An 18,030-nucleotide genomic window follows, 5' to 3' on the forward strand; every position below is an offset into this window, starting at 1 on the left:
CCTGCACCACCATCGGCCAGACCCCGGGGGGCGCGTGGTTTCAAACCCCCACGTCCCCCCCCGCGACCATCCCGCCCCGCCCCGACGTGGTGCTGCTCGCCGACACGACCGGCAGCATGCAGGCGGCGCTGAACGACGTCCGGGTCAACGCGAAGCGGATCGTCGACGACATCAGCGGCGTCCAGCCCGACGCCCGGTTCGCGGTCGCCGAGTTCCGGGACGAGGGCGACGAGTTCGTCTTCCGGCTCGACCGGGACCTGACCGCCGTGCCGTCCGAGGTGCAGGACGCGGTGAACGTCTGGACCGCCGGGGGCGGTGGCGACGACCCGGAGGCCGGCCTGAACGCGCTGTACTCCGTGGCCACCGGGGCGGTGAGCCTGCGGGCCGAGAGCAGCCCGATCGTGGTGATCTTCGGGGACGCGCCGTCGCACGACCCGAGCGTCGACCACGACCTCGCCGGCACCATCGGGGCGTTGACCACCCGGGGCGTACGGGTGGTGGCGGTGGACGTCGGCAACCCGGGCAGCTCCTCCCTCGACCAGTCCGGACAGTTCACCGAGATCGCCAGGCAGACCGGGGGCGTGCTGCTCAACGCCGCCGGCCCCGCCGAGGTCTCCAACGCCATCCTGGCCGGCATCCGCGCCATCCAGAGCACCGTCGGCGCCCGGATCACCGACTGCGACCCGCAGCTCACGGCCTCCGTCACACCGACCGAGCAGACCGTCGACAGCGGCGGCACCGTCGACCTCACCGTCGCCGTCGCGGTCGACCCCGCAGCCCGCAACGGGGAGTACGCCTGCCGCCTCGACGTGTCCGTGGACGGCATCGTGCAGGGCGAGCCGGAACGGCTGACCGTGACCGTCAGCGGCGCGGCACCCGACGTACCGGTGCTGCACTCCGACGCCGCCACGCTCGACCTCGGGGAGGTCCCCCTCGGGGTGCCCTCGGCGGCCCGGACGGTGACCCTCACCAACACCGGCGACTACCCGCTGACCGTGGCCGCCGCCCTCGCCGAACAGCCCCTCCCGGCGGTCTTCGCGGTCACCGGCTCCACCTGCGCCGGGGTGCTGGCCGTCGCCAAATCCTGCACGATGGCGCTCACCGCCACCCCCCGGGCGATCGGCGCGGCGACGTCGACGCTCAGCCTCGCCAGCGCCACCGACACCGGCGGGGTCGCCGCCCAGTCGCTGGCGCTGAGCGTCTCGGGTCGCAGCCCGACGTTGCAGTTCAACCCGGGCGTCGGCCGTCCCGGCCAGGTGGTCACCGCGCTCGGCCAGGGCTTCCCGGCCGGTGCCGAGGTGCTGGTCGGCTGGGTCGACGGCACCGGCACGGTGACGGCGGTCGCCGACGCGTCCGGCCGGTTCGCGGTGCCGATGGTGGTCTTCGAGGAGGGGCTCGCCGGCCCCCGGGCCGCGCTCGCCTCGGTGCCGGCGGTCGGCCAGGTGACCAGCGGCACGTTCCTGGTGCAGTCGGCGACCGCCCAGCCGGGCCCCTTCACCCGCCGCCGCTGACCGGCCCACCCGCCGGGGCGCACCGCACCCGACCCGGGCCAACCGGGACCTTGGCCACCGCCGGCGCGCACCGGGACCCGGGCCACCGCTGGGCCACCCCGGCGGGGTCGCCCAGGGCACGCGGCCCGCTCAGCCGACCAGTACCTGACCGGTGGCGACGATGCTGCCGGCCGGCAGCGGCGCGGGATCGTTGCAGGTGTTGACCTTGTCGCCGTGCCGGGCCGCCGGCTTGCCGTTGATCAGCACCAGCGGGCTGCCGGCGATGATCGTGCCCTGGTTGTTCGGTGGCGTCTGGAACGGCCCACCGGTCGGCACGTGCGGCGGGGCGTTCACCGCGACGCTGCCGACGACGGCGGCCGGCTTGCCCTCGATCAGCACGTCGGTGCTGCACCCGTTGGCGATCGTCCCGGCGAACGGCATCGGGGTGGGTGTCGGCACCGGCCCGGCCGGTGAGGGCACCATGATGATGTGCGTGTCGGTGCCGACCACCTTGTCACCGAGCTTCGCCGCGGGTACGCCCACGATGACAACCTCCCCCTGAGCGACGGGACGGGATCAGATCAGCCCCTCGCGGATGGCGTGCGCGACCGCCTGGGTGCGGTTACGCACGCCCAGCTGGGTGGTGATCTCGTGCACGATGTTCTTGATGCTGCGCTCCGAGTAGGACAGCTCCCGGGCGATCGTCGCGATGTCCGCCCCGGCGGCGATCATCCGGAGCACGGCGAGCTGACGCGGGGACAACGGCAGGATGGTCAACCCCCGGGGCGCCAACACCTGCCGTTGCGCCCGGCCCACCCGGATCAGCAGCGAGCTGAGCAGGTCGGTGGGGAGCCTCGCCTCGCCCCGGGCGGCGGCCCGGACCACCTCGCGCAGCAGGGTGGCGGTGCTCTCCGAACGGCGTACCAGACTCAGGCCGCCCGCCTCGATCGCCTGCAGGCCGGCGGTGTCGTCGAGCTGCCCCACCACCAGCACCGGTCGGGGGGACGGCCGCCCGATCAGGGCTTCGAGCTGGGCCAGCAGCCACCCGTCCACCGTGTCGGCGACGATCACCAGGATGTCCGGGTCGTCGTCGGGGCCGGCCACCACGACCGGCCGTGCACCTGCGGGTTCGTCCGGCCCGACGGTGTCGAGCTGGGCCGTCACCCCGGCCTGGGAGATCGGGTCGCGGGAGCGGACCGCCGCGCGGACCGGCACCGGGTGGACGGTGTCGGCCGGATGGACGGTGTCGGCCGGGTCGGCGGTGTCGTGGGCGGAGCGCGGGCCGGGGGCCTGCCGGGCGGCGGCGTGCGGGTCGCTCATCGGCTCGGGGAAGGGCTCGGGGTGGGCGCGACCGGCACGAGCTGACCGGCGAAGTACGCGGCCGGGGTGCACGCCGTGGTGCCCGGGTTCGCGCACTTCACCGCGACCGTCACCGGCTGGCCGGCGGAGAACCGCAGCGGCTGCACGAAGTGGTAGTCCAGGTCCCGGAAGTTGTTCAGACCGGTCTCTAGCAGCACCGTGTCGCCCCGCCGCACCTGGAGCAGGCCGGCGTCGCCGTGCGGATTCTGCAGCACGATGTCGGTCACCCAGAGCACCTTCTTGTCGGCCGGCCGGTAGGTGGAGAGGGTGAACTCGTTGGAGGTGGTCGGCGACGCGCTGGTCGCCACCCGGAAGTCGGCGGCGGTCTCCGGGTCGGCGTTGTCGAGCGTCCCGCCCTGGGCACCCGGCCCGCTGCCGTTGCCCTTTCCGGTGTCGGTCGTCGGGCTCGGGGCCGCGCTCGGTTTCGGGCTGGCACCGGCCGCGACGATGGCCACCTTCTCGGCCTTCTCGGCGGTCTGCGCCGCCTCGCTGGCCTGGGTCTTCACCTCGGCCACCTCCTGGGACAACTCCTTGGTCTCCACCTGCGCGGCCTCCTTCGCGGTGGACTGCACGGTGGGCTTGAGCACCGCGAACCAGAGCCCCACCAGGGCCACCGCCGCCGCGGCGGCCACCAGCACCACCCGGGGCGACCAGGCCGGCAGGACGGACCGTTGCACCAGCAGGCCGTCGCTGGTGATCGGCTCGGCGTCGGGACGGGTCACCGCCACCTGGAACGGCAGGTTGCGGTCCGGGCCGAGCAGGAACCGCTTGCGGGGGCGTACCCGGAGTTTCACGAACGTGGCGGTGCCCGGCCGCAGCACCGGTGCGGCCGGCAGCACCCGGAAGGTCAGCAACCGGTCCGGGTCGGCGGGCAGCACCTCGACCGTGGTCTCGACGTTGCCGGTGTTGTCGATCACCAGCTGGTGCCGGGCGGCGCGCCGCGCCTGCGAGGTCCGGGGCACCAGCTCCGTCGCCAGCTCCACGAAGGGCTGCACGGTGACGGTGCCCTCCTCGACCACCGAACCCTCGGGGTTCTCCCGCCCCCGCACCCGTACCCCGAAGTCGACGCTGCCGGCCGGCACGGTCGCCGCACGCGGCGGCGTGAACGTCACCCGCGCCTCCTGCTCGGTGCCGGGCAGCAGGTTCATCGTCGCCGGCTCGACCTCGGCCCACGGTGCGGCGTCGCCGACCACGTCCAGGGTGAACTGGTCGACGACGGCGGCGGTGTTACGCACCCGGACGGTGCAGCCGACCGTGCCGCCCGCGGCGACGGTGAGGTCGGTCTCGACAAGTCCCACAGCGACACTCATGCGGGCAGTGTGGCCGCGCGGGTGCGGCCGGCAGAACCACGATCGAGGAACACCAAGGGGCAGCCGTGGCTACCTGAACGGGCAGCGGAACGCCTGATCGGGCAGCGGGCCGTCAGCGCGGCTCGCTGATCCCGCCCCTCGGCCGCCGGCCCGCCACCCCGCCGGGGCCGGCGGGCCGGCCGCCGCCGCTGTTCACGCTGACCTCGCGCGGCGGCGGGGCCAGGTCGGTCTGCGTCTCGGGCACGAACGGCACGAGCAGTTGCAGGTGCAGCCCGGTCCGGGCGGTCCCGCCGTACCCCACCCAGGCGGAACCGGTGTCCCCCTCCCGCCGGGGCGCGCTGCGCACCACCACCGGCTGGTTGGCGCGGGCCACCGCACCGGTGAGGAACCCCGACGGCAGAGCGGTGCAGCTCGCACAGCCCACCAGCAGGTCACCCAGCAGCCGGTGCTCCCGCTCGGTGTCGGCCGCCCAGGCGGTCAACAGGTAGCTGAACCGGTACCGGCGGCCCGGCGGGCGACGCCCGACGAGCTGGCCGTCGGCGTCGCGCAGCTCGTCCCAGGTCGCCGAGACGCCCGCCGAGTCCTCCTCGACGTCCAGCAGGAACGCCGAGACCAGGTCACCGTCGGCACGCTGCGCGCACCGGTCCGGCGGGTCGAAGACGACCGGCACGTCCGCCGGCAGGTAGTGGCCCAACCAGGCCCGGACCGACAGGTCGACATCCCAGATCATCCGTCCACCCTGCCGGCTGCCCGAACGGGAGCGCGGGCGGCGGCCGGGCAGGCCGTCGGGGCGGATCGGTTGCCCTTGGGGGCAGTGGTGCCTACCCCGGTGGCGTCCCGGCGGGCAGCCCTGACGGGCGGTCGGCGTTGGCAGGCTCGGCCCCATCACACAGTCGTACAGGAGGTTCGATGCCGACGTATCTGTCGCCGGGCGTCTACGTGGAGGAGGTTTCCTCCGGGTCGAGGCCGATCGAGGCGGTCGGGACGGCCGTCGCCGCGTTCGTCGGCTTCGCCGAGAAGGGGCCGGTCGACGAGCCCACGCTGATCACGAACTGGACGCAGTACACCCGCACCTTCGGTGGTTTCGTGGCGGGCAGCTTCCTGCCGCTGTCGGTCTACGGCTACTTCCTCAACGGGGGCGGCTCCGCGTACGTGGTCCGGGTGGGTGGTGCCGGCGCGGACTCCGCCGCCGACGAAGCCGCCGGTGAGTCGTACGCGGCTGCGGCCGTACCGGCGGCCGGTGACAACGGCCGGCTCTCCTTCACCGTCCGGGCGGCGCTGCCCGGCCCCGCCGGCCAGGACCTCTCGGTCGAGGTCGCCGACGCCTCCGAGGGCGGCGACGACGCGTTCAAGCTCGTCGTCAAGCAGGCCGGCAAACCGGTCGAGACGCTTGACAACCTGACCACCAAGCGGGGCGCGGGCAACGTGGTCACCGCCGTCCGCCAGCAGTCCAAGCTGATCCAGATCGAGGAGGCGAAGGGCGCGACCCTCGCCCCGCCCCGACGCGGCGCCGAGATCACCCTGGCCGCGCCCGCGCTGCCGGCCACCACGACCGGCACCGGCGACCTGCGGGTACGCGCCGAGGACTACGTCGGCGACGTCAGCGACCGGACCGGCTTCGCCGGGCTGGAGGCGATCGAGGACATCACCATGCTCTGCGTCCCCGACCTGGCCGCCGCCCACCAGCAGGGGGCCATCGACGACGAGGCGTTCAAGGCCGTCCAGTTGGCGATGATCGCGCACTGCGAGCTGATGGGCGACCGGGTGGCCATCCTCGACCCGCCGCCCGGCCTGCACCCGCAGCGCCTCAAGGAGTGGCGGATGGACGTCGCCGGCTACGACTCCAAGTACGCCACCCTCTACTGGCCCTGGGTCAAGGTGATGGACCCGGCGCAGGGCCGGGCGGTCTTCATGCCGCCCAGCGGGCACGTCGCCGGTGTGTGGGCCCGCAACGACGACACCCGGGGCGTCCACAAGGCACCCGCCAACGAGATCATCCGGGGGGCGCTCGCCCTGGAGAGCGGGCTGACCAAGGGCGAACACGACCAGCTCAACCCGATCGGGGTCAACTGCATCCGGGCCTTCCCCGGGCAGGGCATCCGGATCTGGGGCGCACGGACGCTGTCCAGCGACGCCGAGTGGCGCTACCTCAACGTCCGGCGGCTGTTCAACTGGATCGAGAAGTCGATCCTGCTCGGCACCAACTGGGTGGTCTTCGAGCCCAACGACCCGCGCCTCTGGGACGCGGTGCGACGGGTCATCACGATGTTCCTGCGCCGGGTCTGGCGCAGCGGCGCGCTGATGGGCGACACCTGGTCCGAGGCGTTCTTCGTCAAGTGCGACGCCGAGAACAACCCGCCGGAGAACCTCGACGCCGGCATCCTCACCGTCGACATCGGCATCGCCCCGGTCAAGCCGGCCGAGTTCGTGGTGTTCCGACTCTCCCAGCTCTCGCAGGGCTCCGGCGACTGACCGGCCCCGGCGGCGAGCACCCGACCTGAGCGACGACGAGACCAGGAGAAACGAGCATGGCCGGTCAGGGTACCCAGGACCCGAAGCAGAACACCCAGATCATCAGTGCCGCCGTCTTCCGGCTGGAGGTGCCGGGCATGTCGGCGATCAACTTCGCCGAGCTGGTCGGGATCAGCAGCGAGGTGGAGAACGCGGAGTACATGGCCGCCGGCACGACCGGGCCGATCTTCTCCCGGCACTTCGGTCGGACCAAGCCGCCGACGGTCACCCTCAAGCGGGGCCTCGACCTCAACGGCGACCTGTGGCTCTGGCACCAGAAGGTGCGCAACATGATGTACGACGCCTACCGGGACTGCGCCCTGAAGCTCTACGGCCCCGGTGACGACCTCAACGGCGACGCCCGGCTGACGTACATGATGACCAACGCCTGGCCGTCGCGGGTGGAGGTCAGCGGGGTCAAGGCCGGGGCCACCGACATCGTCTACCAGACGGTGACGCTGATGTGCGACGACCTGTTCGACTTCAATGCGCGGATCTAGCCTCGCCGAGCCCGCCGCCGCACCGGCGGCGGGCCTGCGGACCGAGTACCCGTTCGTGCTGCCGCGCGGGCTGGTCGACGACCGGGGCGGGGTGCACCGCGAGGGCACCATGCGGCTGGCGACCGCCCGCGACGAGATCACCCCCCAGGGCGATCCCCGGGTACGCCAGAATCCGGCGTTCCTCGCCGTGCTGCTGCTCGCCCGGACGGTCACCCGCATCGGCGGGGTGCAGGCCGTCGACGTCGACGTGATCGAGCACCTCTTCGCCTCCGACCTGGCCTTCCTCCAGGACCTCTACCGGCGGATCAACCAGCAGGGGCACACCGGGGCCGAGGTGGCCTGCCCCCGCTGCGGGGGGCGCTTCGCGGTGGACCTGGCCGGCGGCTGGCCCGACGAATCCTGACCCAGCCCCGGGCGGCCCGACGCCGTACACCCGAACCGGAATCTGAAGGAGGTGGGCATGGCCTGGTCGTTACGGCCCGGACAGCCGTTCTGGCCGCGTCGCCGCCGGACGGTCGGGGCACCCGTACCCGCACCTGTTCCGGTCGCGTCGTGGGTGTCCACCGACCGGTACCCGGTCCTGCCACGCCTGCCCCTGCTGACCGTGGCACCCGCCTCGGCGATGGTGACCATCCCGCAGCCCGGGACGGCCACGGACGACCCGTCGCGGCCCCCGACCGCCGCTCACCCGGCCCGCCCGTTCGCCGGCCCGGCCCCGGTGCCCTCCGCGCCGTCCGTCGGGCCGGCCGCGCTCACCGACCCGACCCCGATCCGGTACGACACCGCTGCGCCCCACCGCCCGCCGACCGCTCCGGCCGGGTGGACGTCAACCGCTCCGGTCCGGCCGGCGGTGGCCGGTCCGGGTGCCGGGTGGCCGGTCGCCCCGGTGGCGTACGAGGCCCCGCCGACCAGGGACGACGCGTCGCCGTTTCCCTGGTCGGGCGGCCGTCTGCCGGGAGTCCCGCAACGGGTTGCCGGCCCGGCGACCGTAATGCCGTCGCCACCCGATCCGACCCGGTCGGGCGGCCACGGTCCCGCCCTCGGCCACGGTCCCGCCCTCGACGGCGGTCCGGCTCCCGACCAGGGTCCGGCCCTCGGTCGTGGCGTGACTTCCGGCCACGGTCCGGTCTTCGGCCACGGGCCGGCGGTGGTGCCGGGGGCGATTCCGGGTCCGGCGGGGGACGGCGGTTCGTCGCCGGACGCGGGGTGGAACGTGGCCGGTGGTCCGGCCGTAGACCAGCCTTCGACGGTGCAGCGTGGCCCGAGCGGGGCGGCGAACAGGCCCGGGGGAGAGGGTGTCCTGCCGGCACCGGGTCCGACGGACGGGCCGGAGAATCCGCAGCAACCACCGTCCGCCGGGCGATCCGACGAGGCCGGGGAGGATGCCGCAGCCGCCCGGACGGCAGCGCAGTTCGCCGCCGCCGGTCTGCCGACCGCGCAGGTCTGGCCGCCGCCGGGATTCGAGGTCGCCTACCTGGCGGCGGAGGCCACCCGGGCCGCCGAGGAGTCCCGGGCGTCGGCCGGCGGCGGGCGTGCCCGGCCGGGACTGCCGGACACCGGCCGGGGCACGGCCACCGCCGCCCCGGGTCACGACGGTCGGAGCGATCCGGAGGGGACCCCGCCGTCGGCCGGTGAGGTGCGCCCGGTCGAGGTGGCCTTCGCCGGACGTCGGGGCCGCGCCGCCCGACCGACGACGGCGCGACCGCACCAGGAGCCGGCCTCCCCGGCGGACCAGGGATCAGCCGATCCGGGTGGCACGACCGCCCCGCCCACCGTCGCCCCGGGGCGGCCCGTCGGGCCCGCCACCCGGGAAGGCGGGTCCGCCACCCGGGACCAGCCCGAACCGGGCAGTCGGATCGGCCCGGACGAGGCCACCGGCAGCGACCGCGACGTCCCCACCGACCGTCGGCGGGACGGCTCGCCGGGCGGTGGGCAGGACCGGCCGGCGGGCGTCGGGCAGGACCGCCCGGAATACCCGGCGCGGGTGACCGGGCCGGCGGACCACCGGAGCGGGACCCTCGACGAGGCCGGTGCCGTGGCCGGATCGGCAGCCGCGCCGCCGGCACACCCGGCCGAAGGGACCCGGGACGGCGTGACCGCAGGTGCCACGGCACCGACCCGGCGCGCGGACCCGGCCGACTGGCCGGGGTCCGGGAACCGGCCAGTCACGGACCCCGTCGAGCGGCCGGCGTCCGGGGAGCGGCCAGTCACGGACCCCGACCAGTGGCCGGCGTCCGGCATCCGGCCACTCCCGGACCCTGACCAGTGGCCGGTGTCCGGGAGCCGGCCAGTCACGGACCCTGTGGAGCGGCCGGCGTCGGAGGGCCAGCCAGGACCGGCGGGGCGCGACATCGCGGAGGAGCGGCCGGGTCCGGCGGCAGCGCACGACACCGGGGACTATCGGCCCGCCCCACCGGTGGGGCGGGACACCCACCGCCCCGAGCCGGTGTCCCCGCCGTCGTCCTTCTTCCTCACCCGGCGTCCGGAACGGTCCACGCCGGCCGGGCCTGAGTCGGGAGTGGACCGGGAGCACGGCCGGGCCGGGCAGGGACCGTCGGCCGGCCCGGGACAGGCGGAAACGGTGCCGTCCGGCGTCCCGCACCCACCCGTACCGTCGGCCGAGCGGGTCGGCCGGCCGACGGTCGTACCAGCCATGGACGCGCAGGTCCCGGCGTACCCCGTCGGGGTCGTCACGGCCGTGCCGACGGTGGCGGACGACCGGCCGGGCCCGGCAACGACCACGGTGCAGGGGGCCGGGTCGCTGGCGCACCGCGCGGGTCCGCCGCCCACTGCGGTGGGCGACCCGGAGCTTCCGGAGCAGGTGCCGGCGGCCCTGGTGGACGGCTTCCGGCAGCGGTACGGCGTGGACGTCGCGGCGGTGCCGGTGTGGCGGGGCGCGGCGGCCACGGAGGTGGTGCAGCAGGCCGGGGCACGGGCGGCGACCCGGGGCGGCGAGGTGCTGCTGCCGGCGTCGGCCGGGCCACTGGACGCGCCGCCCGCCCGCGCGCTGCTCGCCCACGAGCTGGCCCACGTGGTGCAGCAGCGGGCGTTCGGGGCGACACCACCGGCCGAGTCGACAGGCACCGGCCGGGACCTGGAGGCGCGTGCCCTCGCCGCCGAGCACGCCTTCGGCGACGGCGGTGGGCCGGGTGCCGGAGGCCCGCTGCCACCCGTCGCACCGCTGGCCGGCGGGGGTGCCGCGCCGACACCCCCGGGTACCGTCGGCACCTGGGGGACCACCCCCGGCGGCGGGCTGACCTGGCAGGCGAAGCCCGGTGCGGGAGGCGTACCCCCGACAGCGTCGACCGGCCCGCCGCCGGCCGCCCACCCGCTCCAGCGGGCGTCGATGGACACCCCGGCGGCCACCCTCGACGACCTGCGGGCGCTGGTGCGGGGCGAACTCGACCAGCAGCAGGACCAGGCCATCGATCCGCCGGCCGGGCCGCCGTCGGACGCCCTGCGGGCCGAGGTGGCCGCAGCGACGGCGGCACCCGCGATCGACCGCAGCGCGGGCCGGATCGCCGAGGTACGCGACGCGGTGGAGCGGCTCCGGGCCGAGCTGCGCACGGTGGCCGACCGGGGACGGGCCACGGCGGCCCGGCTGGACCGGGAGGCCGACCGGGTGCCGGACCGGTCGCCGGGCCGGCCGGTCGACCTGGAGAACCCCGACGACCTGGAGGAACTGGCCGGCCGCCTGTACGGGCGGTTACGCGGACGGCTGCGGCAGGAGCTGCTTGTCGACCGGGAACGCAGCGGACGGCTGACCCAGTTCCGCTGAGCACGCCGGGCGGCACGACGCACGGCAGGTGGCACGAGGCACGCCAGGTGGCAGGACGCACGGCAGGTGGCACGACCGCACGGACGCGGGACCAGGACGAGGCGACGAGGAGGGCGAAACGATGGCAGGCGGTCTTTCCACCGCGGCCCGCTTGATGGGCGGCTTCTTCGAGGTCACCGGCGTCAACCACAGGTACCTCGTGGTCATCGACGACGAGCGGTACAACCTCGGCTCCTGGTCCCGGGTCTCCGGGCTGGGGGTGACCTGGCAGGTGTGCGAGTACCGGGCCGGGGACAGCAACGACGTCTTCACGTACGTGGGGGAGCCGACCTACAGCCGGATCCGGCTCAGCCGGGCGGTCTGCTTCGACTCCCAGGTCGTCCAGGAGTGGCTCTGCCAGCAGGCCAACCGGTACCGCCCGCTCAGCGGCACGATCCAGCTCGTCGACAGCGTCGGCCTGAAGATCGTCGGCTGGGACCTGAAGCACTTCTTCCCGGTCGGCTGGTCGGTGTCGGAACTCGACCCGAGCCACAGCGGGGTGGCGGTCGAGACGCTGGAACTGGCGCACACCGGTTTCCTGCACGACGACGTGAAGTTCTCGCTCTGATGGCCGCCATCTCCGCAGGCCAGCTCGGCGGGATGCTGGGCGACCCGAGCCAGACCGCGCAGGGGCTCGCCTCCGGCGGCCTGCTGCAGATGTTCCGCGACGGGCCGGGGGTCAAGCGGACCCTCAAGCTCGGCCTGGCGATGCGTTTCCAGGTGACCATCGGCGACGTCCCGATCGGGCTGTGGCGTTCCTGCCGGGGCCTGCGGGCCGACTTCCGGCCCGAGGTGGTCCGGGTGACCGGGGACTACGTCGGCCAGTACCACCTGCCCGGCGAGGTCAGCTACGCCCCGGTCGTGCTGGAACGGGCGGTGCACCGGGAGAGTTCCGCGCAACTGCAACAGTGGCTGGTCGGGGTGCTGCGCTCGTGGCAGGACGGCACCGGCGACGACACCCGGACCACCGCCCGGATCACCCTGCTCGACGCCGACGGCGAACCGGTCAACAGTTGGCTGCTCTACGGCGTACGGCCGTCGTCGTGGACGGGCCCGGACCTCTCCTCGGACAGCAACCAGGTCGCGGTGGAACGGCTGGAGCTGGTGCACGAGGGGTTCTTCCCCGACCTGCAGGCCAAGGCGGAGACGGCGACCCTGTCGTCGCCGACGCTCGGTCGGGTCGCGTTCTCCTACAACCCGGCCAAGATGGGCATCACCCGCTCCTCCCGGGCGTCCCAGCTCGTCGGCCGGGGCCGGGGGGTGGAACTCACCTCCGACACCGCGCTGCGGGTGATGGCCGGCGAGGTGCTGCTGGTCGGCGCGGGGGTGGCCCAGGACGTGCAGAAGCTGATCGCCTTCTCCGGCCCGCCGAGCGTCGACGAGCAGAGCCGCACCGCGTCCAGCATCGAGCTGCCCCGGTTGACCTTCACCTGGGGAAAGCTGTCGATGGCCGTCAATCTGAGCACGCTGAACGTCAACCTGACCCGGTTCGACGGTGACGGGCAGCCGGTGCGGGCGCAGGCCACCCTGGACCTGATCGTGATCGAGGGGGAGATCTTCCCCAAGCGCGGCGGCCCGGTGCCCACCCGGTCGGTGCGGACCGACCCGGCTCAGTGGCGGCAGCGGGCGCTGGCCAGCGGCCTGGACGACCCGATGCGGGCGCAGGCCAGGGGCGCGTCCGTCGGGGCGCGGCGGTAGTGGGGGCGAGACGATGACCACGATCGACCGGCACGGCCTGCTCTGGGGTACGGCGACGCTGCGCCCCCGGGTCACCGTCGGCACCGCCGGCCGGGCGCTGCCGACGGCCGCCGCCGACCAGTTGGTACGGGTGGTGGTGGACACCCAGGCCGCCCTGCCGGACATGTTCGAGCTGACCTTCGCCGACCTGGACGGCAGCGTGCTGCGCACGGCCGGACTGGAGCTGGGCACCGCCGTGCAGGTCTTCGGCCCGACCGGGGACGGCTCGGCCGAGCACCGGCTGATCAGCGGCGAGGTGACCGCCGTGGAGGGGCACTTCGTGGACGTCAGCGCCCACGTGGTGGTGCGCGGCTACACCCACGACCACCGGCTGCACCGGGTGCGGCGGACCCGTACCTTCCTCAACCAGTCGGATGCCGACGTTGCCCGGCAGGTGGCGACCGCCGCGAAACTGTCGGTCGGCACGATCGACGCCACCACCGGCCGGTTGGCCCACCTGTCCCAGGTCGCCCAGACCGACTGGGAGTTCCTCACCGCCCGCGCCCGGGAGATCGGCTACGAGATCGGCGCGGACGGGGACCGGTTCCACTTCCGCCGGGCGGCCACCGCCCGCCGGGCCGGCAGCCCGGTGCCGTTGACCTTCCGGGGCAACCTGCGCCGCTTCCTGCCCCGGGTCAGCGCCGGCAACCTCGCCCCCGAGGTCGAGGTGCGCGCCTGGGACCCGGTCGCCGCGACGACGGTGGCGAGCCGTACCGCGACCACCGCCGACGGGGTGAGCCTGGCCGGCCGGACGCCGACCGCCGCCGCCGACACGTTCGTCCCCCGGAGCGCGGCGGCACCGCCACGGGCCGGCAACAGTGCGGTCGGCGACGTCGGGCCGGCCCCCGGACCCCGCGCGCACGTCCTGGTCGGCCGGGGACTGCCCGTGCCCGGCCGGGCCGACGGCGCGGTCACCCAGGTCGCGAAGGGGCTCGCCGCCAGCATCGGTGGCGGGTTCGCCGAGGCGGAGGGGGAGGCGCTGGGCGACGCCCGGCTGGTCGCCGGCAAGGCGGTCAAGGTGGACGGGGTGCCGGCCCCGTTCGCCGGCACCTGGACGCTCAGCGCCGCCCGGCACGTCTTCGACGAGTCCGGGGAGGGCTACCGCACCGAGTTCACCATCGGCGGGACGCAGGACCGGTCGCTGCTCGGACTGGCGGACACCGGCGGTGGTGACCCGGGCGGTCCGGCCCGGATCGACGGGGTGGTCTGCGGGGTGGTCAGCAACGTCAAGGACCCGCAGAACCTGGGCCGGGTCACCCTGGCGCTGCCCTGGCTGTCGCCGGACCACGAGACCGACTGGGCGCCGGTGGGGCAGCTCTTCGCCGGCCCGACCGGTGGTGCGTTCTTCGTGCCGGAGCCGGGTGACCAGGTGCTCGTCGCGTTCGAGTTCGGCGACGTACGCCGCCCGTACGTCCTCGGCAGCCTGCCCAGCCGGCACACCGGCTACGGCCTCGACGGCGGCCAGTCGTCGTCGACGAAGCCCGGGGCGAGCGGGGTGAAGTCGGTGGGGCAGACCAGCTCGGTGATCCGGCGCGGCCTGCTGTCGCCCTCGGGCAGCCGGTTGGTCTTTCACGACGAGGTGCCGCCCGGCGGCAAGGGGCAGCCGACGGCCGCCGACGTGGTCCTCGGCACCAAGGGCGACAAGCTCTCGCTGGCGATGGACCAGGTGGCCGGCACGGTGACCCTGCGCTGCGCGCCCGACAAACCCGGCAAGTTGCTGATCGAGTGCACCGGACAGACCGCCGTGGAGATCAAGGCCGGTCCGGGCGGCAGCCTCACCCTCGACGGCGGCACCAGCCTGAAGCTCAAGGGCAAGACGGTCGACATCAGCGGTACGCAGGTCAACATCAGCGGCACCGCGTCGACCGCCATCAAGGGCAAACCCATCCAGCTCAACTGAGGAGTGCCATGCAGGCCGACGTCATCGGCACCGGGTGTGCCTTTCCGCTGCGGGTCCAGCCCAACGGCCGGCTCGCCACGATCAGCGGCACCGCCCTGCTGGAGCAGGCGATGTGCGTGATCCTGGCGACCTACCCGGGCGAGCGCCCGATGCGGCCGGAGTTCGGCTCCCGGCTGCGCGACTTCGTCTTCGAACCGGTCACCGGGCAGACCCGGCGCGCGGTGGCGGTGGAGGTGCGCGCCGCCCTGCAACGCTGGGAGACCCGGGCCGAGATCGATGACGTCACCGTCACCGAGGACCCGGCCGGCGGCGACGGGCTGCTGCACATCGAGATCCGCTACCGGGTACGCGACACCGACGAGCCCGGCACCCTCGGGCTCAACCTGCGGACCCTCCCCGGCGACCGGGAACTGACCGGTACGGGGGTGCTCGGCTGATGGCGCTGCCCGCCCCCGACCTCGACGACCGGGGCTTCGACGACCTGGTCGGTGACGCCCGTCGGTTGATCGCCGACCGCTGCCCGGAGTGGACGGACCTGCACCCGGCCGACCCGGGGATCACCCTGATCGAGACGTTCGCGTCCCTGACCGACCAGCTCATCTACCGGCTCAACCGGGTGCCCGACCGGCTCTACGTGAAGTTCCTGGAACTGATCGGGGTACGCCTGGTGCCGCCCACGGCAGCCAGGACCACGCTGACCTTCTGGCTGTCCACCCCGGCCCGCGCCACCCAGGTCGTGCCGGCGGGGACGCGGGCGGTGACCGTCGGCGACGGCGGGGACCCCCTGGTCTTCGCCACCCTCGCCGACCTCGCCGTGCCGCCCTGCACGTTGACCCGGCTGCGGGTCCGGACCGCCGACGGGATCACCGACCAGACCGGTGCCCTGGAACTGGGCGGCCCGGTGGCCGCGTTCTCCCCGGTGCCGCAGCCCGGCGACGAACTGCTGATCGGGCTGGACCGGGCGGTCGGCGGCTGCGCGGTGCGGCTGGAGTTCGAGGGCCGGGTCGACGGCGTCGGGGTGAACCCGCTGCACCCGCCGCTGCGCTGGGAGGCGCGTGGCACCGACGGCTGGCTCGAATGCGAGGTCGGGCTGGACGAGACCGGCGCGTTGAACCGTCCCGGCGCGATCCTGCTGCACGTGCCCGCCGGACACCAGGCGACCCTGGTCGACGGGGAACTGGCCGGTTGGCTGCGGGCCCGGGTGGTCACCCCGCAGGAGGGGCAGCCCGGCTACAGCGCCTCCCCGGTGGTCCTCGGGTTGGCCGCGAACACCGTCGGCGGCACCACCGAGGCGGTGCACGCCGACCTGGTGGACGACGAGGAACTCGGCGACTCCGAGGGAGTCCCCGGCCAGCGGTTCACGCTGACCCGCCGGCCGGTGCTGGCCGGCTTCGGCGACCCGGTGCTGGAGGTCAGTTCCGACGACGGCTGGCAGCGGTGGTCGCCGGTCGAGCACTTCGCCGGCAGCGGCCCCGAGGACCGGCACTTCCTGCTCGACGGGGTGGCCGGTGAGGTGGTGTTCGGCCCGGCCGTCCGGCAACCCGACGGCACGTTGCGCCGCTACGGCGCGGTGCCGCCCCGGGGCGGTCGGCTGCGGCTGCGCCGCTACGCGGTGGGCGGCGGCAGCCGGGGCAACGTCGGCGTCGGCGCGGTCACCGCGTTGCGGACCTCGATCCCGTACGTCGCCGGGGTGGAGAACCGGCACCCGGCCAGCGGCGGGGTGGACGGCGAGACCCTGGACGAGGCCCGCCGCCGGGGTCCGTTGACGCTGCGCAGCCGCAGTCGCGCGGTGACCGCCGAGGACCACGAGGTGCTGGCCCGGGAGGCCGCCCCGGAGCTGGCCCGGGTCCGCTGCGTGCCGAGCAACGGCGACGGGCCACCGGTGGCACGGCTGCTGGTGGTGCCGGCGGCGCCCGCGCAGGACGGGCGGCTGCGGCTGGAGGACCTGATCCCGGCCGAGTCGAGCCTCGCCCGGGTGGCCGGGCGGCTGGACGCCACCCGGCTGATCGGCACCCGGGTGGTCGTCGAGCCGCCCCGGTACCGGGGGGTGACCGTGGTGGCCCGGGTCGTCGCCCGGCCCCGGGTCGTCGTCGAGCGGGTCCGCGAGGAGGGCCTGGCCGCCCTGTATGGCTTCCTCAGCCCGCTGGCCGGCGGTGGCCCGGACGGTCGGGGCTGGCCGTTCGGGCGTCCGGTGCAGGCCGGGGAACTCTTCGCCGTGTTGCAGCGGGTACGCGGGGTGGAGCTGGTGGAGGACCTGCGGCTGTTCACCGCCAACCCGGTGACCGGCGAGCGGGGCACCGAGGCCGGCCGGATCGACCTGGAACCGGACAGCCTGGTCTTCTCCTTCGACCACCAGCTCCGGGTGGAGGAGCACTGATGCGCGGCCCGGTCGACGTGGCGATGCCTTACCCGATCGCCGGTTTCCTGCCCGCCCTGTTGCAGGAGGACGACCTGCTGGTGCGCTGGACCGAGGGGCTGGACGAGGTGCTCGCGCCGGTGGTGTCCACCCTCGACTGTCTCGACGCGTACCTGGACCCGGCGCTGACCCCGCCGGACTTCCTGCTCTGGCTCGGCCACTGGGTCGGTGCCCAGCTCGACGAGAACTGGCCGGTCGGGCGGCAGCGCGCGATGGTGGCCGGCGCGGTCGCCGCGCACCGGCTGCGCGGGACGGTCGCCGGGCTGCGGATGGCCCTGGAGCTGGCGACCGGGGGCGAGGTGGAGGTCCTCGACTCGACCGGGGTGTCCTGGTCGACCCGGCCGGAGCCGCTGCCGGACTCGCTGCCACCGGCCCGGGTGCACGTCCGGGTGCGGGTGGACGATCCGGCGGCGGTGGCCCGGCACGCCCTCGACGAGCTGTGCCGCGCGGTCGTCCCGGCGCACGTGACGACGACCCTGGAGGTGCTCGACCATGATCATCTGTCGTGAGTGCGGCAACCACAACGGTGACGCGGACACCTTCTGCGGGTCCTGCGGCAGCTTCCTGGAGTGGACCGGCGAGAAGACCGTGCCGAAGATCCCGGTCGAGACGGTCCAGGAGGCGGAGCAGGAGCTTCGGCAGAAGCCGACGCTGCTGCAACGTATCGCCGGGGTGATCGCGCCCGCGCCGGGCGGCTCACCTGTCGACGAGGGCGTGGTGCGGGTCGGCAGCGGGACGGGCCGGGGAGCGGCCGGCCTGCCCGGCGGCCCACCGGGTCGGCGTCCCGGGCCGCCGGGGGCGGGTCCGGCTGGGGGCCGCCCGGGTCCGCCCGGGGTGGGTCCGCCGGGGACGCGGCCGGGTCCGCCCGGCCTGGGTCCGCCCGGTGCGATGCCGCCCGGTGCGATGCCGCCCGGTGCCGTGCCGCCCGGTGGGCGTCCCGGCCCGCCGGGGACGACGCCGCCGGGCGTCCGGTCCGGTCCGCCCGGGTCG

General features: G+C 74.8%; 15 protein-coding genes and 1 pseudogene. 12 read left to right on the top strand and 4 right to left on the bottom strand.

All coding sequences use genetic code 11. The features are described 5' to 3' along the window. Window positions 1-86: 86 nt before the first annotated feature. Window positions 87-1,511: a choice-of-anchor D domain-containing protein gene (locus ACOJTC_RS29695; RefSeq protein WP_420119356.1), complete on the top strand. Its 1,425-nt coding sequence runs from the start codon at window positions 87-89 to the stop codon at window positions 1,509-1,511. A gap of 129 nt (window positions 1,512-1,640) precedes the next feature. Here ACOJTC_RS29695 and ACOJTC_RS29700 read toward each other — a convergent pair whose 3' ends face one another. The 4 genes from ACOJTC_RS29700 to ACOJTC_RS29715 all read right to left on the bottom strand — a co-directional run bounded on the left by ACOJTC_RS29700 (window position 1,641) and on the right by ACOJTC_RS29715 (window position 4,889). After that, window positions 1,641-2,033 (bottom strand): PAAR domain-containing protein, encoded by a 393-nt coding sequence (locus tag ACOJTC_RS29700; RefSeq protein ID WP_357933843.1) that lies wholly within the window; start codon window positions 2,031-2,033, stop codon window positions 1,641-1,643. 33 nt (window positions 2,034-2,066) lie between these two features. Then, window positions 2,067-2,810, bottom strand: coding sequence for a helix-turn-helix transcriptional regulator (locus tag ACOJTC_RS29705; RefSeq protein WP_420119357.1), 744 nt, complete (start codon window positions 2,808-2,810; stop codon window positions 2,067-2,069). Next, window positions 2,807-4,159 (bottom strand): hypothetical protein, encoded by a 1,353-nt coding sequence (locus ACOJTC_RS29710; protein WP_420119358.1) that lies wholly within the window; start codon window positions 4,157-4,159, stop codon window positions 2,807-2,809. Before ACOJTC_RS29710 ends, ACOJTC_RS29705 begins: the two co-directional genes overlap by 4 nt. Window positions 4,160-4,271: 112 nt before the next feature. After that, on the bottom strand, window positions 4,272-4,889 hold the full coding sequence (locus ACOJTC_RS29715) for a Pvc16 family protein (RefSeq protein WP_145917715.1): 618 nt from the start codon (window positions 4,887-4,889) through the stop codon (window positions 4,272-4,274). Between the two features lie 179 nt (window positions 4,890-5,068). Here ACOJTC_RS29715 and ACOJTC_RS29720 point away from each other — a divergent pair, with 179 nt between their 5' ends. From ACOJTC_RS29720 to ACOJTC_RS29770, 11 genes and pseudogenes are all read left to right on the top strand, one after another. Then, window positions 5,069-6,631: a phage tail sheath family protein gene (locus ACOJTC_RS29720; protein WP_357933852.1), complete on the top strand. Its 1,563-nt coding sequence runs from the start codon at window positions 5,069-5,071 to the stop codon at window positions 6,629-6,631. A 56-nt stretch (window positions 6,632-6,687) separates the two neighbouring features. Beyond that, window positions 6,688-7,170, top strand: a complete 483-nt coding sequence (locus ACOJTC_RS29725; protein WP_088643766.1) for a phage tail protein — start codon at window positions 6,688-6,690, stop codon at window positions 7,168-7,170. Further along, the gene (locus tag ACOJTC_RS29730) at window positions 7,157-7,573 is read left to right on the top strand and encodes a hypothetical protein (RefSeq protein ID WP_420119359.1); all 417 of its coding nucleotides are present in this window, start codon (window positions 7,157-7,159) and stop codon (window positions 7,571-7,573) included. The genes ACOJTC_RS29725 and ACOJTC_RS29730 overlap by 14 nt, the downstream gene beginning before the upstream one ends. Before the next feature lie 2,250 nt (window positions 7,574-9,823). Then, on the top strand, window positions 9,824-10,948 hold the full coding sequence (locus tag ACOJTC_RS29735) for a DUF4157 domain-containing protein (RefSeq protein ID WP_420119360.1): 1,125 nt from the start codon (window positions 9,824-9,826) through the stop codon (window positions 10,946-10,948). Window positions 10,949-11,069: 121 nt separating this feature from the next. Further along, window positions 11,070-11,555, top strand: a complete 486-nt coding sequence (locus ACOJTC_RS29740) for a phage tail protein (RefSeq protein ID WP_088643770.1) — start codon at window positions 11,070-11,072, stop codon at window positions 11,553-11,555. After that, window positions 11,555-12,685, top strand: a complete 1,131-nt coding sequence (locus ACOJTC_RS29745) for a phage tail protein (RefSeq protein WP_420119361.1) — start codon at window positions 11,555-11,557, stop codon at window positions 12,683-12,685. Before ACOJTC_RS29740 ends, ACOJTC_RS29745 begins: the two co-directional genes overlap by 1 nt. A gap of 13 nt (window positions 12,686-12,698) precedes the next feature. Beyond that, window positions 12,699-14,624 carry a phage baseplate assembly protein V gene (locus tag ACOJTC_RS29750; RefSeq protein WP_420119362.1) on the top strand — a complete coding sequence of 642 codons (1,926 nt, stop codon included), beginning with the start codon at window positions 12,699-12,701 and terminating at the stop codon, window positions 14,622-14,624. Between the two features lie 8 nt (window positions 14,625-14,632). Then, a complete protein-coding gene (locus tag ACOJTC_RS29755; RefSeq protein ID WP_420119363.1) occupies window positions 14,633-15,061 on the top strand; it encodes a GPW/gp25 family protein in 429 nt (142 codons plus the stop codon). Continuing rightward, window positions 15,061-17,001, top strand: coding sequence for a putative baseplate assembly protein (locus tag ACOJTC_RS29760; protein WP_420119364.1), 1,941 nt, complete (start codon window positions 15,061-15,063; stop codon window positions 16,999-17,001). Before ACOJTC_RS29755 ends, ACOJTC_RS29760 begins: the two co-directional genes overlap by 1 nt. Continuing rightward, a complete protein-coding gene (locus ACOJTC_RS29765; RefSeq protein ID WP_357933870.1) occupies window positions 17,001-17,549 on the top strand; it encodes a phage tail protein in 549 nt (182 codons plus the stop codon). Before ACOJTC_RS29760 ends, ACOJTC_RS29765 begins: the two co-directional genes overlap by 1 nt. Then, window positions 17,533-18,030, top strand: a pseudogene (locus ACOJTC_RS29770) (hypothetical protein); the annotation flags it as partial. The gene ACOJTC_RS29765 and the pseudogene ACOJTC_RS29770, both read left to right, overlap by 17 nt.

It is taken from the genome of Micromonospora sp., from assembly GCF_048594385.1.
GTDB lineage: Bacteria > Actinomycetota > Actinomycetes > Mycobacteriales > Micromonosporaceae > Micromonospora > Micromonospora wenchangensis.